15 protein-coding genes are annotated in these 14,588 nt (G+C 60.8%); 11 read left to right on the top strand and 4 right to left on the bottom strand.

What is annotated here, in order from left to right; all coding sequences use genetic code 11:
• The 3 genes from rpsR (at nt 1) to rplI (ending at nt 1,989) form a co-directional block, all read left to right on the top strand.
• The gene (gene rpsR / locus GVL52_RS08250) at nt 1-249 is read left to right on the top strand and encodes a 30S ribosomal protein S18 (protein WP_007531286.1); all 249 of its coding nucleotides are present in this window, start codon (nt 1-3) and stop codon (nt 247-249) included.
• A gap of 156 nt (nt 250-405) precedes the next feature.
• Nucleotides 406-1,389: a DUF2232 domain-containing protein gene (locus GVL52_RS08245; protein WP_160005687.1), complete on the top strand. Its 984-nt coding sequence runs from the start codon at nt 406-408 to the stop codon at nt 1,387-1,389.
• A gap of 21 nt (nt 1,390-1,410) precedes the next feature.
• Nucleotides 1,411-1,989 (top strand): 50S ribosomal protein L9, encoded by a 579-nt coding sequence (gene rplI / locus GVL52_RS08240; protein ID WP_160005685.1) that lies wholly within the window; start codon nt 1,411-1,413, stop codon nt 1,987-1,989.
• 74 nt (nt 1,990-2,063) lie between these two features.
• On the opposite strand, the gene GVL52_RS08235 is transcribed toward rplI, so the two are convergent.
• The 3 genes from GVL52_RS08235 to GVL52_RS08225 are packed head-to-tail and all read right to left on the bottom strand — an operon-like array spanning nt 2,064 to nt 5,271.
• Nucleotides 2,064-3,128 (bottom strand): HlyD family secretion protein, encoded by a 1,065-nt coding sequence (locus tag GVL52_RS08235; protein ID WP_160005683.1) that lies wholly within the window; start codon nt 3,126-3,128, stop codon nt 2,064-2,066.
• Between the two features lie 15 nt (nt 3,129-3,143).
• A complete protein-coding gene (locus GVL52_RS08230) occupies nt 3,144-4,817 on the bottom strand; it encodes an MFS transporter (RefSeq protein WP_160005681.1) in 1,674 nt (557 codons plus the stop codon).
• Nucleotides 4,818-4,827: 10 nt separating this feature from the next.
• On the bottom strand, nt 4,828-5,271 hold the full coding sequence (locus GVL52_RS08225) for a MarR family winged helix-turn-helix transcriptional regulator (RefSeq protein ID WP_160005679.1): 444 nt from the start codon (nt 5,269-5,271) through the stop codon (nt 4,828-4,830).
• A 328-nt stretch (nt 5,272-5,599) separates the two neighbouring features.
• On the opposite strand from GVL52_RS08225, the gene GVL52_RS08220 reads away from it, so the two are divergent.
• The 8 genes from GVL52_RS08220 to GVL52_RS08185 all read left to right on the top strand — a co-directional run bounded on the left by GVL52_RS08220 (nt 5,600) and on the right by GVL52_RS08185 (nt 13,575).
• Nucleotides 5,600-7,096 (top strand): replicative DNA helicase, encoded by a 1,497-nt coding sequence (locus GVL52_RS08220; RefSeq protein ID WP_160005677.1) that lies wholly within the window; start codon nt 5,600-5,602, stop codon nt 7,094-7,096.
• A 96-nt stretch (nt 7,097-7,192) separates the two neighbouring features.
• Nucleotides 7,193-8,359, top strand: coding sequence for an alanine racemase (gene alr / locus GVL52_RS08215; RefSeq protein WP_160005675.1), 1,167 nt, complete (start codon nt 7,193-7,195; stop codon nt 8,357-8,359).
• A 52-nt stretch (nt 8,360-8,411) separates the two neighbouring features.
• Nucleotides 8,412-8,687, top strand: coding sequence for a type II toxin-antitoxin system ParD family antitoxin (locus GVL52_RS08210; protein WP_160005673.1), 276 nt, complete (start codon nt 8,412-8,414; stop codon nt 8,685-8,687).
• Entirely contained in the window at nt 8,683-8,994 is a 312-nt protein-coding gene (locus tag GVL52_RS31330) for a type II toxin-antitoxin system RelE/ParE family toxin (protein WP_160005912.1), read from the top strand. The genes GVL52_RS08210 and GVL52_RS31330 overlap by 5 nt, the downstream gene beginning before the upstream one ends.
• Nucleotides 8,995-8,998: 4 nt before the next feature.
• A complete protein-coding gene (gene radA, locus GVL52_RS08200) occupies nt 8,999-10,402 on the top strand; it encodes a DNA repair protein RadA (RefSeq protein WP_160005671.1) in 1,404 nt (467 codons plus the stop codon).
• Between the two features lie 93 nt (nt 10,403-10,495).
• Entirely contained in the window at nt 10,496-11,125 is a 630-nt protein-coding gene (locus GVL52_RS08195; protein WP_160005669.1) for a CvpA family protein, read from the top strand.
• 146 nt (nt 11,126-11,271) lie between these two features.
• Nucleotides 11,272-12,762, top strand: coding sequence for an amidophosphoribosyltransferase (purF, locus tag GVL52_RS08190; protein ID WP_160005667.1), 1,491 nt, complete (start codon nt 11,272-11,274; stop codon nt 12,760-12,762).
• Nucleotides 12,763-12,834: 72 nt separating this feature from the next.
• Nucleotides 12,835-13,575 carry an SDR family NAD(P)-dependent oxidoreductase gene (locus tag GVL52_RS08185; protein WP_160005665.1) on the top strand — a complete coding sequence of 247 codons (741 nt, stop codon included), beginning with the start codon at nt 12,835-12,837 and terminating at the stop codon, nt 13,573-13,575.
• Between the two features lie 10 nt (nt 13,576-13,585).
• Here GVL52_RS08185 and GVL52_RS08180 read toward each other — a convergent pair whose 3' ends face one another.
• Entirely contained in the window at nt 13,586-14,242 is a 657-nt protein-coding gene (locus GVL52_RS08180) for a GH25 family lysozyme (RefSeq protein WP_160005910.1), read from the bottom strand.
• Nucleotides 14,243-14,588: the final 346 nt, after the last annotated feature.

Genomic DNA, 14,588 nt, shown 5'->3' with positions numbered 1-14,588 from the left:
ATGTCTGAATCTTCTTCCGCACCGGTCCGTCGCCCGTTCCACCGTCGTCGCAAGACTTGCCCGTTCTCCGGTGCAAACGCTCCGCGCATCGACTACAAGGACGTTCGTCTCCTGCAGCGCTACATTTCCGAGCGTGGCAAGATTGTTCCTTCGCGTATCACGGCCGTTTCCCAGAAGAAGCAGCGCGAACTCGCCCAGGCGATCAAGCGCGCTCGTTTCCTCGGCCTGCTGCCTTACGTCGTCGCTTAATCAGCTGACGCCATCAAATCGAGGGAAGGCAGTGATGCCTTCCCTTCTCCCTTTCGCGATGGGCGCGGATCGGAACTCTTAAAACCCATGTTGAGGCCTTTCTGAAACTGATTCAGAAGAGTCCCTCTAACTGCTTGATTAAGCAGGACAGCGACCGTGAAACCATTGAATACGAAAATGCTTGGCCTCGGCGCGCTCGCCGGATTGACCGCCGCACTTCTGGTGCTGGGCGCAAGCCTTCAGCCGTCCTTCAGTGCCGTTCTCTATGCCGCCTCGGCCCTCCCCATTCTTCTCGTCGGCCTCGGCTGGGGCAACATGGCGGCGATCTCAGCCGTGCTCACTGCCGCCGTTGTTGGCGCGATCGCCATCTCGCCGTCCTTCGCGCTGATGATGACGCTGGTCACGCTGCTGCCAGCCGGGTGGATCAGCCACCTCGCAAACCTTGCCCGTCCCGCTTCCGAAATCGGTGGTCCTGACCATCTGATGGCCTGGTATCCGCTGTCCGACATCCTGCTGCATCTCTGCGGCCTGGTGACGCTCGCCGTCATCGTTGTCGGCGTGATGATCGGATACGGTCCCGAACTGATCGACCGGCTGGTCGATGCGCTGTTCACGTCGGTGGTGCAGCAGCAGGCGGACTTCGCGCCAGACGCCGCAACGATCTCGCAGACCAAGGCTCTGGTTCTCCTTCTGCTTCCGGCCATTCAGGGCGGCATGTGGGTGATCATGCTGTTTGCCGCCTATTACGTTGCCACCCGCATCGTCACCGCATCCGGCGGCGGCCTGCGTCCGCGCGAGGACATCCCCTCCTCGCTGCGCATGAACCGCAACACGATCTTCATCTTTCTCGTCGGTCTTGCTGCCACCTTCCTTGGCGGCATTCCGGCGATGGTCGGAGCAACGCTTGTCGGCACGTTCGGTGCCGGTTTCCTGCTCTCCGGTTTTGCCGCGCTGCATTTCCGCACGCGTGGCAAGGAATGGCGCCTGCCGGCGCTGATCCTCTGCTACCTGGCATCGCTCATGCTGATGGTGCCAGCCTTTTTCATCCTCGTTCTGGGGCTTAGCGATACCCGCAAGGCGATTGCCCTTACCCCGCACAAGGATGCTGATGCCCCCAAACCGACAGACACACAAATCTAAGAACACGAAAGGAACACTCACATGGACGTTATTCTTCTCGAACGTATCTCCAAGCTCGGCCAGATGGGCGAAACCGTAAAGGTTCGCGACGGCTTCGCTCGCAACTACCTCCTGCCACTCGGCAAGGCGCTGCGCTCCAACGAAGCCAACAAGAAGCGCTTCGAATCCGAGCGCGCGACGCTTGAAGCCCGTAACCTCGAGCGCAAGTCCGAAGCACAGACCGTTGCCGACGCTCTCGAAGGCAAGTCCTTCATCGTCGTCCGTTCGGCTGGCGAAACCGGCCAGATGTACGGCTCGGTCGCTGCTCGCGACGTCGTCGATATCCTGGCTGCCGAAGGCTTCAACATCGGCCGCAATCAGGTTCACCTGAACACGCCGATCAAGGCCATCGGCCTGCACGAAGTCGAACTTCAGCTTCACGCCGAAGTCGAAATCAAGATCGAACTCAACGTTGCTCGTTCGGCTGAAGAAGCTGAGCGTCAGAAGAAGGGCGAAACCCTGACGTCCGTAGACGCCATCTACGGCGTTGACGAAGACGCCCTGCGTCCTGAAGACTTCTTCGATCCGGAAGCCGACGGCAACGCCGAAGACGACGAATAAGATTTTCGAGAGCAATCTCGGACATGCGAAAGCCCGGTCTCGTACCGGGCTTTTTGCTGTCCGGTGACAGTGTGTCAGTTGGCCGCTGTCTTCGGCTTGGGCTCGGCGCTCTTGTCGATGTGAACGACCACCGAAAGCCCCGGCGCCAGGTTCCTGGCGGCCGGCTGGTCCGGATCGATGCTGATACGGACGCCGACGCGCTGGGCGATCTTGACGAAATTTCCGGTGGCGTTATCGGCCTTGATGACGGCGAACTCTGAGCCTGCAGCAGGCGAAAAGCGTTCGACGCGACCCGTCAGGCGCTGCCGGCCGAGTGCATCGACGATGATCGAGACGGGCTGACCGACCTGCATTCCTTCAAGCTGCGTTTCCTTGAAATTGGCAACCACCCAGACATCGTCAGGCACCACGGCCATCAGTTGCGTGCCGGCCGTCACATATTGCCCCAGGCGAGCGCCCACCTCTCCGAGATGGCCGTCGCGCGGCGCGACGATCGAGGTGTTCTGGAGATCGATCTCCGCCAGGTGGACGGTGGCTTCGGCGCTTGCCACATTGGCTTCCAGAAGCGAGCGGTTGACGATGATCGTTGCAAGGCTCTGCCTGGAAACCTCCAGTGCGGATTGCGCCTGGTTCAGCGCGGCCTTGGCCTCCTCGAGCGTCGCTTGCGCCTGTTCGGATTCGCTTGCCGATGCGATGCCGCGGTCATTGAGATTGCTGATGCGATCCCAGGCGAGCTGGGCGCGCTTCAACGAAGCATTGGCGCTATCGATCTGTGCCTGGCTGGATGCGATCGTTGCCTTGGCCGAGAGTTCCGATTGGCGCGAATTTTCCAGAGATGCCTTCTGTCCATCCAGCGCTGCACGGGCCTGAGCGAGCTTCTGGGCGTAGATCCGGTCGTCGATCTTCGCCAACACCTCGCCCTGCCTCACCATCTCGTAGTCCTTGACAGGGACATCGACGACATAACCGCTCACCTGCGGGCTCAAGATCGTGACATAGCCTTTGATGTTGGCGTTGTCTGTGGTCTCGACCGAGGTTTTGAACGGCGGCAGGCGCCAGGCGTAAAGAACCAGCAGCACGCCAGCGATGCCGGCAAGAAGGGCGATGATGCTGGTCGGGGACCGGAAGATTTTCGACATGCTGGGAACTCGCGATCAGGATTGAACTGCAGCTGTGTTAGGAAGGTCCGCTGCATCGTGTTGGGATAAGCGCCGCCATGCCTGATGAAGCAGCATGACAACAAGCCCCAGCAATGAGCAAATGCAGATGACCAGGAAAGTATCGTTATAGGCGAGGATATAGGCTTCGCGCGTCACCTGTTGGGACAACAGCGCAAGCCCCTCTGCGTTCAGCAGTGTCTTGTCGCCAATGACCTTGCCATAGGACGCCGAGAGTTGCGATACGCGCTGCGCCACCTGTGGGTCCTGCAACAGGATGTGCTCGACCAGAACGTTCGAATGAAACTTCTCACGGATCGTGACGAAGGTGCCGAGCATGGCAGAAGCAAACAGCGAACCGATACTCTGGGTAAACAGGAAGATCGCCAGGAAATTGACGATAAATGGCGTTCCACGGGCCATTGCGGCCTTGAAGCCGCTCGACATGACCGGCGGCAGAAACATTGCGGCGCCTGCCGCAACCAGCGCCTGGCTGAAATACATCTGCTCCGGCCGTGTCAGGCTGGTCGATTGGCTGTCGAGATAGGCGCCCGCGGCAATCAGGACCAACGAAATAAGATGTGCGGTGTTGACGTAGCGCGTCGTCATCAGCAGTGCGCAGAACAAGCCGCCGATCACCGAGGCAAGCAGAATGATCGCGTAAAGTGTGATCGTCTGGTCGTTGAGCAGGCCCAGCTGCTGGTAGAAATTGGCCGCCGTCGAGGATTGTTCCGACGAGATGAAGCGGAACAGCAGGAGCACACCTGCCATCCGCAGATTGGGACCCGACAGCACCCAGCGAAAATCGAGCATCGGGTTGGCGCGCGGCAGTTCGATGGCGAGGACAAGCGCGAGGCAACCGACAGCCACGGCAAGGAGGACGCCGATCCAGGGCGCCTCGAACCACCAGTAAAGGCGTCCGAGCGTGAGCACGACGGCGAGACAACCGAAGCCGACTGCCAACAGCAGATAGCTCAGGATGTCCAACCGCTGGATGACGATGGCGCGCGGCGGCGGCGTCAACGGCATGGTGTAGATGATCGCGAACACGATCAGCGCCAGGCCCATCTCGAGCGTATAGAGCGCGTGATAGCCGCCGAACTCCAGCAGGGACGGCGAGATGATCCGCGCGACGGGTGCGGCAAACAGCGTGCACATCAGCGCCAGACTGATGCCGGTCGACAGTTTTCGTTCCGGCGGAAAGGCTTCCAGCATATAGAGGAAGCCGAGTGTGGAGATCGGGGCCGCCGCTATGCCGCTGATCGCCCTGACGACAATCGCCGAATGCAGATCGGTGACGAGAAGGTTCAGCAATGCGGCGATGACGAAACAGACGATGCTGAGTTGGGCGAACGGTCTCAGGCCAAACTGCGTGCGGATCTTGAACAGCGCGATCGAGAGGCTGGCATAAGGCGCCATGTAGGCGGCAGAGAGCCACGAGACCTCTGCCGTGGTTGCCGAGAACGAGCCCTGGAGCTGGTAGATGTTCGCCGTCAGCAGGTTCATGCCGAGGCCCTGCGTCAGGAACAGCAGGAGCGACGCAGCCAGGTAGAAGGGCACTTTCCAGCCCGGCATGGCCGCTGGCACCGGTGGCGGCTGAATTTCGCGCCCGGCCGCGTCATCAGCGGCTTTCAGCGCATCACGATCGCTTTCGGCATCGACGAGGCTCATCTACGTAACCTCATTCTCCGCGAATACCCTGCAAGTTTGCCTGCATGGCTCGTATGGTGTTCAAGGTCGTCTTCAAATCCACTTCGGGAATACCGGCGATTACCTGTGCACGGACGCTGACGGCAATATCATCGATCTGGCTGGCAACCACCTTGCCCGTCTCGGTGATGTAGATTTCCTTGGCACGGCGGTCAGAGCCAGCCACGCGGCGCTCGACAAACCCCTGCCCTTCCATTGCGTCCAGGATGCGGACCAATGTCGGCGTTTCCAGTTCCAGCCGATCGGCCAGCTCTCGCTGGTTGATGCCGTCCTTCTTGTTGAGCGTGAAGAAGACGCGCGCCCGTGGCAGTGTCATATTGCGCTCCCGAACAATCTTGTCGAAGACGGCCCTCAGCTTTCGGTTGAAAGCAGCCAAATCCTCAATCAGCTCACGTCCAAGGGGCGTATTTGTCATATGATTCAGCTCATTTCATTAGTATGCTTATTATATATGTTCTATCTACATTCATTTTCTGTGCTTTTCAAGCTTCAAGCGCGAGAGTCTCAATGCATGCTTTCTGTTCGAGGCCTAAAATACCACGAACACAGTGATTCGCGTGAGTCGGTTTGCGCCGTGTCCTGACGGCTACACTCACGGTATTTTCGTCTGGTGGCGCGCCGCGCTGTGGAGAAGTCGAAGAACGGGCAAAGCCTGATTGTTTTGACCGCATGCCATGCTCAGCACTTGATTTTCCTGTTGGTGAATTGCAAACCCGACGCTGGATAAGACAGAACGGATCAAGATGAACGACGTCGCTCGAAAGATTGCCGCTGTTGCTCAGCCGGAGCAGCATTACCGCGAAGCACCCAACAACATCGAAGCCGAGCAGGCGCTTCTCGGTGCGATCCTGATGAACAACGACGCCTATTACCGGGTGTCGGACTTCCTCAAGCCGCCGCATCTCTATGAGCCACTGCACCGCAAGATCTACGAGGTTGCCGGCGACATCATCCGTATGGGCAAAATCGCCAATCCGGTGACGATCAAGACGTTCCTCAAGGCCGACGAAAAGGTCGGCGACATGACGGTGTCAGAATATCTTGCCCGCCTCGCCCGCGAAGCCGTGACCATCATCAACGCCGAGGACTATGGCCGCGCGATCTACGATCTGGCGCTGCGCCGGGCGCTGATCACCATCGGCGAGGACGTCGTCAACATCGCCTATGACGCACCGCTCGACATGCCGCCGCAGACGCAGATCGAAGACACCGAACGCCGGCTGTTCGAACTGGCCGAAAACGGCCGCTACGACGGCGGCTTTCAGGCGTTCAACGATGCGATTGCGCTGGCGATCGACATGGCAGCCGTTGCCAAGGAGCGCGATGGCGGCCTCTCGGGTATCTCGACAGGCATTCATTCGCTCGATTCGAAAATGGGTGGCCTGCAGCGGTCGGACTTGATCGTGCTCGCCGGACGTCCCGGCATGGGCAAGACCTCGCTTGCCACCAACATCGCCTACAACATCGCGGCAGCATTTGAAGGCGAAGTGCAGCCCGACGGCAGCACCAAGGCGAAGAACGGCGGCGTCGTCGGCTTCTACTCGCTCGAAATGTCGTCCGAACAGCTGGCAACGCGTATCATCTCCGAGCAGACGGAAGTCTCCTCCTCGAAGATTCGCCGCGGCGACATCAACGACGCCGATTTTGAAAAGCTGGTTGCCTGCTCGATGATGATGCAGAAAGTGCCGCTGTTCATCGACCAGACCGGTGGCATCTCGATCGCCCAGTTGTCTGCCCGTGCACGTCGCCTGAAGCGCCAGCGCGGCCTCGATTGCCTTGTCGTCGACTATATCCAGCTGATGACCGGCTCCGGCAAGTCGGGTGAAAACCGCGTGCAGGAAATCACCCAGATCACCACCGGGCTGAAGGCGCTCGGCAAGGAGCTGAACGTTCCGATCATCGCGCTTTCGCAGCTGTCGCGTCAGGTCGAAAGCCGCGACGACAAGCGCCCGCAGCTCTCCGACCTTCGTGAATCAGGCTCGATCGAGCAGGACGCCGACGTGGTGCTGTTCGTGTTCCGCGAGGAATATTACGTCAAGAACTCGGAGCCCCGCGATCTCTCCGATCCGAAGTACCCGGAATGGGAAGCTCTGTTCGACAAGGTCAAGGGAACAGCCGACGTGATAATCGCCAAGCAGCGTCACGGACCGACCGGCACGGTAAAGCTGGCGTTTCAGGCGGAATTCACGCGCTTTGCGGACCTCGCCGAGCCATCGTTTACGCATTACGAGGAACACTGAGGTGCCGGCTGCAGCGCGGCCCGGCCCTTCCGTTCATCACAGTTGACCTCTAGAATGGCCGGAGACTTGTCTCTGGCCTTATTTCTGATGTGAGTTATGACCGACATTCCCGACGACTACGAAGACGACCGTTTTGCCTCCGCCGGTTTGCGCCTTACGGTGGACCTCACCGCGATGGCGGAGAACTGGAAGGACATGTGCCGCCGCTCCGGCAAGGCGCGGGCGGGCGCCGTCGTCAAGGCCGATGCCTATGGAACAGGGATCGAAGACGCCGGCGAAGCGCTTTATCTGGCCGGTGCGCGCGACTTCTTCGTGGCCACCGTCGATGAGGGTGTGACGCTCAGGCTTTACGCGCCGGAGGCCCGCATCTTCGTTCTCGCCGGCATCTGGCCGGGCACCGAGCGGCGCTTCTTCGAGAACGATCTCGTGCCGGTGATCTCGTCGGAGGAACAACTGGCCTTCTGGATGGCGGTGCTGGCCGATTACGGCGACTACCCCTGCGCCCTGCATGTCGATACCGGCTTCAACCGCCTGGGCATCGAGATGAACGAGGCAATCGCAATGGCCGACGACGTCTCGCGACCGGCCAGCTTTTCGCCGGTGCTGGTGATGAGCCACCTGGTTTGCGGCGACGACCACAGTTCACCAACGAACAGGCAACAGCTCGAATCATTCCGCAGGGTTAGCGCCGCCTATGAAGGTATCGATTCAAGCCTTTCGGCATCGGCTGGCGTCTTCCTCGGTAGCGACTATCACTTCGACCTTACGCGCCCCGGTATTTCGCTCTATGGCGGCGAGGCTGTAAGCGGCATGGCAAACCCGATGCGCCCGGTGTTGACGGCAGAAGCGCGGGTCATCCAGGTGCGCACGGTCAATGCGGGCGAATTCGTCAGCTATGGCAGGGCATTGCAGCTGACCCGGAACAGCCGTCTGGCGATCGTCTCGGCCGGCTATGCCGACGGCTATATGCGTAGCCAGTCGAGCAGAGGTGTTCCGTTGCGCCAGTCGGTGCCGCAGGGCGGCCAGGGCTTCATTGCCGGCCGCAAGGTGCCGGTTGCCGGGCGGATCACCATGGATCTGACGATCTTCGACATCACCGACCTGCCCGAGAACGCCGTCCATGGCGGTGACTACGTCGAACTGTTCGGAAGCAATATGGCCGTCGATGACGTTGCACGCGCTGCCGGAACGATCGGCTACGAAATTCTCACGAGCATGGGATTGCGCCATGAGCGGCGCTACATCACCGAGGATGATGCCTAGCACTTGGAAAACGATATTCGCCTGTGTTATACGAGAACAAAAGGAGATCGAAATGACCGAGATCCATCTCGATAAAAAGCAGCGCGAGTTCATTGATGAGCAGGTGAAAGCCGGGATCTACAAGGATGCCGACGCGGTCGTTGCTGCGGGGCTACGGCTGCTGGGCAGCAAGGAAGGCGGAGATGCCGAGTTGAGGCGGCTAGTTCGGCTGGGAACTGACGACATCGAGAGCGGCCGCATCCACGAATATGGTTCTGCGGAGGAAATGCTTGATGATATCAAGCAGATGCCAGCAGACGACGTGAAGAAGACGGGGACCGGCCATTAGGCGGCGACGGGCCATCTGGTCCAGCTCTGCCCGCTCGGATCTTCAACAAATCCACAATCATATTTCTCTGGATAATCCACAAGCCGCTGATGACTTCATCCTCGATGTCTACCGCAAGGTCCGTTCGCTTGCCGATCTCGGCATTGGTGGAACGAACCACGAGGAGTTCGGGATCGGCATTCGCAGCTTGGCCTATCGCCAGCGGATAATCTTTTTCACCATGGATGACGATTGCTTATTCGTGGTGCGCATCCTCCACGGTCGCCGCGATATCTCGCCCGACGATTTTAGCGAAAGCAACGACTGACTTCATGGCAAAGGCTAGAACACAATTCATCTGCCAGGGCTGCGGCACCATCCATAACCGCTGGGCGGGCAAGTGCGAGGGCTGCGGCGAGTGGAACACCATCGTCGAGGAAGACCCGATGGGGGGGATCGGCGGCGGGCCGACCAAAACCCCGAAGAAGGGCCGCCCTGTGGCGCTGACAGCACTTTCGGGCGAGATCGAGGAAGCTCCGCGCATCCACACCGGCATTTCGGAACTCGACCGGGCGCTCGGGGGCGGCTTCGTGCGCGGGTCGGCGGTGCTGATCGGCGGCGATCCGGGCATCGGCAAGTCGACGCTGCTGATGCAGGGCGCGGCAGCGCTGTCGCGGCGCGGGCATCGGATCATCTATGTCTCGGGTGAAGAAGCCGTCGCGCAGGTGCGGTTGCGGGCGCAGCGCCTGCAGGCGGCCGATACCGATGTGCTTTTGGCGGCAGAAACCAATGTCGAGGATATCCTGGCGACGCTGGCGGAGGGCAAGCGGCCGGATCTTGTCATCATCGATTCGATCCAGACACTGTGGAGCGATCTGGCCGATTCCGCGCCCGGCACGGTGACGCAGGTGCGCACCGGCGTGCAGGCGATGATCCGTTTCGCCAAGCAGACGGGTGCGGCCATGGTGCTGGTCGGCCATGTCACCAAGGACGGGCAGATCGCCGGGCCGCGGGTGGTCGAGCATATGGTCGATGCCGTGCTCTATTTCGAAGGCGACCGTGGCCACCACTACCGCATCCTACGCACGGTGAAAAACCGCTTCGGGCCGACGGACGAGATCGGCGTGTTCGAGATGTCGGACAAGGGGCTGCGAGAAGTCGCCAATCCGTCCGAACTGTTTCTCGGCGAGCGCAACGAGAAATCACCGGGTGCCGCCGTGTTTGCCGGCATGGAGGGAACCAGGCCGATCCTGGTCGAAGTGCAGGCGCTGGTGGCGCCGACGTCGCTCGGCACACCACGACGGGCGATCGTCGGCTGGGATTCTGCGCGCCTGTCGATGATCCTTGCGGTGCTCGAGGCGCATTGCGGCGTCAAGCTCGGGCAGCACGACGTCTACCTCAACATTGCCGGCGGATACCGGATTTCCGAGCCTGCAGCCGATCTGGCCGTCGCTTCTGCGCTGGTTTCGTCGCTGGCCGGTATTGCCCTTCCGGCCGATTGTGTCTATTTCGGCGAAGTCAGCCTGTCGGGCGCCGTCCGGCCGGTTGCGCACACGAACCAGCGCCTCAAAGAAGCCGAGAAGCTCGGATTTTCTGCAGCGCTGCTTCCATCAGGGTCCGCCGAGCTGCCGAAGGGCACGGGTGGTCGCTGGAGCGAGATCGAAAGCCTGCCGGATCTGGTCGCCCGGATCGCTGGTTCGAAAGGCGCTTTGAGACGTGTGGAAGATGAGGTTTGATCCTTTCGTCGCCGCCATCGGTGATGCTATAGGATGCACGCAATGAGGCGCGACTGAGCCGCGGATAAGCGGACGTCCTGGAGTTGAATATATATGCCCATTACGATTTTCGACGGTATTGTCATCGGCGTCGTGCTTTTTTCCGCCGTACTTGCAATGGTGCGCGGCTTCTCCCGCGAAGTTCTCTCGATCGCCAGCTGGGGCGGCTCTGCCGCTGCGGCCTACTATTTCTACCCTTATCTTGTTCCCTACGCCAAGAAATACACCGATGACGACCGCATCGCGCTCGTCGGCTCGGCTGCCGTCGTGTTCCTGATCGCGCTGATCGTGATTTCGTTCATCACCATGAAGATCGCCGATTTCATCATCGACAGCCGCATCGGTGCGCTCGACCGCACTTTGGGCTTTCTGTTCGGTGCCGCGCGAGGCATACTGCTGCTCGTCGTTGCCACCGCATTCTGGAACTGGCTTGTCGATGTGGATCACCGCCCGAACTGGGTGAACAACGCCAAGTCCAAGCCGTTCCTGGATTCGATGGTGGTAAAGTTGCAGGCGGTGCTGCCGGCAGAGTTTGCCCAGGTGGTCCGTGCCAGCGTGATGGATAAACTTCAGCCGCAGGGTAGCGGTGCGGAGACCGGCAATGCGCCGGCTTCGGATCAGGCGCCGGCCGAGGATGCCGCGCCCGCCGCCCCTGCCAATGGTGCACAGCAGCCGTCTAATTGACGCAGTGTTCAACAGCTTGACCCAGCCTATGGCAATTGCCATTTGAGGGGGACGCGAATAACGGTCCGGCCGGGCACACGCTCTGCCGGGCCTACGTCGTTTCCGGAAGTAGAATTCCATTCTTGTGAGAGCAAAGGCCCGCATCAATGAACCAGTCCCATTCCTCCACGCTCAACGACGAACTCGATGGCGATACGCTGCACGAGGAATGCGGTGTGTTCGGCGTCCTCGGCCATCCCGATGGCGCGACACTGACGGCGCTCGGGCTGCATGCCTTGCAGCACCGCGGCCAGGAAGCTGCCGGTATCGTCACCTTTGACGGCAAGCAGTTCCATACCGAAAAGCGCATGGGCCTGGTTGGCGACCACTATACCGATCCCGTCACGCTGGCGAAGCTTCCGGGCTTCATCTCGATCGGCCACACCCGCTATTCGACGACAGGCGAAGTGGCGCTGCGCAACGTGCAGCCGCTGTTTGCCGAACTTGAAGTCGGCGGCATTGCCGTTGCCCATAACGGCAACTTCACCAACGGCCTGACGATGCGCCGGATGCTGATCGCCGATGGCGCGATCTTCCAGGCGACGTCCGATACCGAAGTGGTGCTGCACCTGATCGCCCGCTCCAAGCAGGCCTCCTCTTCCGACCGCTTCATCGACGCCATCCGCCAGATGGAAGGCGGCTATTCGATGCTGGCGATGACCCGCACCAAGCTGATCGCCGCCCGCGATCCGATCGGCATTCGTCCGCTGGTCATGGGTGAACTGGATGGCAAGCCGATCTTCTGTTCGGAGACCTGTGCGCTCGACATCATCGGCGCCAAGTACATTCGCGACGTCGAGAATGGCGAAGTGGTGATCTGCGAGATCCAGCCTGACGGCTCGATCACCATCGATTCCCGCAAGGCCGACCAGCCGAAGCCGGAGCGTCTCTGCCTGTTCGAATATGTCTATTTCGCCCGTCCTGATTCCGTCGTCGGCGGCCGCAGCGTCTATACCGCCCGCAAGAACATGGGCTTCAACCTTGCCAAGGAAGCACCTGTCGAGGCTGACGTTGTCGTGCCCGTTCCCGATGGCGGCACGCCGGCAGCGCTCGGTTTTGCGCAGGCAAGCGGCATTCCGTTCGAATACGGCATCATCCGCAACCACTATGTCGGCCGCACCTTCATCGAGCCGACGCAGCAGATTCGCGCCTTCGGCGTCAAGCTGAAGCACTCGGCCAACAAGGCGATGATCGAAGGCAAGCGCGTGGTGCTGGTCGATGATTCGATCGTGCGCGGCACGACGTCGCTGAAGATCGTGCAGATGATCCGCGATGCCGGCGCCAAGGAAGTGCATATCCGCGTTGCCAGCCCGATGATCTACTTCCCCGATTTCTACGGCATCGACACGCCAGACGCCGACAAGCTGCTGGCCAACCAGTATTCCAGCCTGAAGGCGATGTGCGAATATATCGGCGCTGACTCGCTCGAGTTCCTGTCGATCGACGGGCTCTATCGTGCGGTGGGCGGCGAAAATCGCGATGCGGCCAATCCGAAGTTCACCGACCATTACTTCACCGGTGACTACCCGACACGCCTGCTTGATAACGACAGCACCAGCAATGTGCGCAAGCTTGCTGTGATGGCCAGCAACGGCTGATCCCAGGCCGCTTCACCTCGATCGAGGGGCCAGTCGTGCCCCTCCCTCCCCGCGAATACGGAATGGGTTTCAATGAGCACCAATCTCACCGGCAAGGTCGCACTCGTCACCGGCGCATCGCGCGGTATCGGCTATTTCACCGCGCTCGAACTGGCCAAGGCCGGGGCGCATGTGGTGGCCTGCGCCCGAACCGTCGGTGGCCTTGAGGACCTCGACGATGCCATCAAGGCGCTCGGCGGCTCGGCGACACTGGTTCCCTTCGACCTTGCCGACATGAACGCCATCGATGCGCTGGGGGCCTCGATCTTCGAACGCTGGGGCAAGCTCGACATCCTCGTTGCCAATGCGGGCGTGCTCGGGGTGATCTCGCCGATCGGCCATATCGAGGCGAAGACCTTCGAGAAGGTGATGACCATCAACGTCACCGCGACGTGGCGGCTGATCCGTTCCGTCGATCCGCTGCTGGCCCGCTCGGACGCAGGCCGCGCCGTGATCCTGTCGTCGGCTGCCGCGCACAAGTGTCGCCCGTTCTGGGGCCCCTACTCCGCCTCCAAGGCTGCCGTCGAGGCGCTGGCACGCACCTGGGCCGGAGAGAGCCAGAGCACGCCACTGCGCGTCACCAGCGTCGATCCGGGCGCCACCCGCACGGCGATGCGCGCGCAGGCGGTTCCCGGCGAAGATCCGGAGACGCTGCCGCATCCTTCCGACGTGGCCAAGGCGATCCTGCCGCTCCTCGGCCCTGATTTCACCGAGACCGGAAAACTGTTCGTCGTCCGCGAGAACAAGCTCGTCGATTACCGGCTGCCGGAATAGTCAGTTCCGCTTATTTCGATGCCGCTGTCTGGAACAGGCGGAAGAGGCCTGTCTCGGCTGGGCATAGGGCGTCGAGATCGACGGGGCCGGCGATACCATCCAGCGTGCCATTGTCGGCGAATTGCCAGATGCTGCAATCTGCGACACTTGGCTCCGCCGCAATGCTTCTCAGCCACAGATAGTGCTCGGGAAAACTCGCCTCGTTTCCCCTGAAATATTGATCATGGAACGGCTGATCGAAGTAGACGATCGGCTTGGCCCCGTAGGCGCCGTTCAGTTCGGTGAAGAAGGCGTTGATCTCGGCGCTCAGTTCCTCGCGCGTCGGGATTTTTCCGCAATTGCCGGTGAATTCCAGATCGATGGTGATCGGCAGCGTGCCTGGCTCAACCGGGACCGTCGCCAGCACATTCTGCGCCTGCTCGCGGCCGGGGCGGCAGAAGGTGAAGAAGTGATAGGCGCCCCTGACGATGCCGGCTTCTTTTGCGGCCTGCCAGTTCTCGGCAAAGCGGGCGTCGCGGTGGTCGCCACCCTCGGTGGCCTTCATGAAGGCAAAGCGGACATTGGGCTGGGCGGCCAGCATCTTCCAGTCGATGGCACCCTGATGGTGGCTGATATCGATGCCCTGGATGGGGTAGTCTGCAAGCGAGGGAGGAGAAAAAGGCGCCATGGCGCGATCGTACGCCAGATAGGCTGCGGATGCGACAGCCAGAATGATCGCAACGGCTACGGCTTGGTATCTTCGCTTCAACGCGGGTTCCCTTCAATCTTTTCGATCCGTGGCTGGTAGAGATCTGTTGTCGTCGAGAGATGTGACAACCGCCCGGCCCTGCGCTTGAGCTTCGGCCTTTCGATGCTACAACCGATCAGCCGGATCGATTGCCTGGCTGCGCCCGACCGCTTCTCACCCCCTTGACCAAACCCCAAACCCGCGCCATAAAACCCGCCATGAAAACGGTTACCTGCATCATCTGCCGGAAGATTATTCGCTAGCGCGCTCGCTGGCCTGGCCGTTT

This window comes from Rhizobium sp. 18055 (assembly GCF_902706285.1).
In the GTDB taxonomy this organism is placed as follows: domain Bacteria; phylum Pseudomonadota; class Alphaproteobacteria; order Rhizobiales; family Rhizobiaceae; genus Rhizobium.
The sequence above is the reverse complement of the archived record's forward strand: the minus strand, read 5'-3'. Positions and strand labels throughout refer to the sequence as shown.

Coding starts and splice junctions, on each gene's coding strand:
- rpsR (WP_007531286.1), top strand. CDS start 1: ATGTCTGAATCTTCTTCCGCACCGGTCCGTCGCCCGTTCCACCGTCGT.
- rplI (WP_160005685.1), top strand. CDS start 1,411: ATGGACGTTATTCTTCTCGAACGTATCTCCAAGCTCGGCCAGATGGGC.
- GVL52_RS08235 (WP_160005683.1), bottom strand. CDS start 3,128: ATGTCGAAAATCTTCCGGTCCCCGACCAGCATCATCGCCCTTCTTGCC.
- GVL52_RS08230 (WP_160005681.1), bottom strand. CDS start 4,817: ATGAGCCTCGTCGATGCCGAAAGCGATCGTGATGCGCTGAAAGCCGCT.
- GVL52_RS08225 (WP_160005679.1), bottom strand. CDS start 5,271: ATGACAAATACGCCCCTTGGACGTGAGCTGATTGAGGATTTGGCTGCT.
- GVL52_RS08220 (WP_160005677.1), top strand. CDS start 5,600: ATGAACGACGTCGCTCGAAAGATTGCCGCTGTTGCTCAGCCGGAGCAG.
- alr (WP_160005675.1), top strand. CDS start 7,193: ATGACCGACATTCCCGACGACTACGAAGACGACCGTTTTGCCTCCGCC.
- GVL52_RS08210 (WP_160005673.1), top strand. CDS start 8,412: ATGACCGAGATCCATCTCGATAAAAAGCAGCGCGAGTTCATTGATGAG.
- radA (WP_160005671.1), top strand. CDS start 8,999: ATGGCAAAGGCTAGAACACAATTCATCTGCCAGGGCTGCGGCACCATC.
- GVL52_RS08195 (WP_160005669.1), top strand. CDS start 10,496: ATGCCCATTACGATTTTCGACGGTATTGTCATCGGCGTCGTGCTTTTT.
- purF (WP_160005667.1), top strand. CDS start 11,272: ATGAACCAGTCCCATTCCTCCACGCTCAACGACGAACTCGATGGCGAT.
- GVL52_RS08185 (WP_160005665.1), top strand. CDS start 12,835: ATGAGCACCAATCTCACCGGCAAGGTCGCACTCGTCACCGGCGCATCG.
- GVL52_RS08180 (WP_160005910.1), bottom strand. CDS start 14,242: ATGGCGCCTTTTTCTCCTCCCTCGCTTGCAGACTACCCCATCCAGGGC.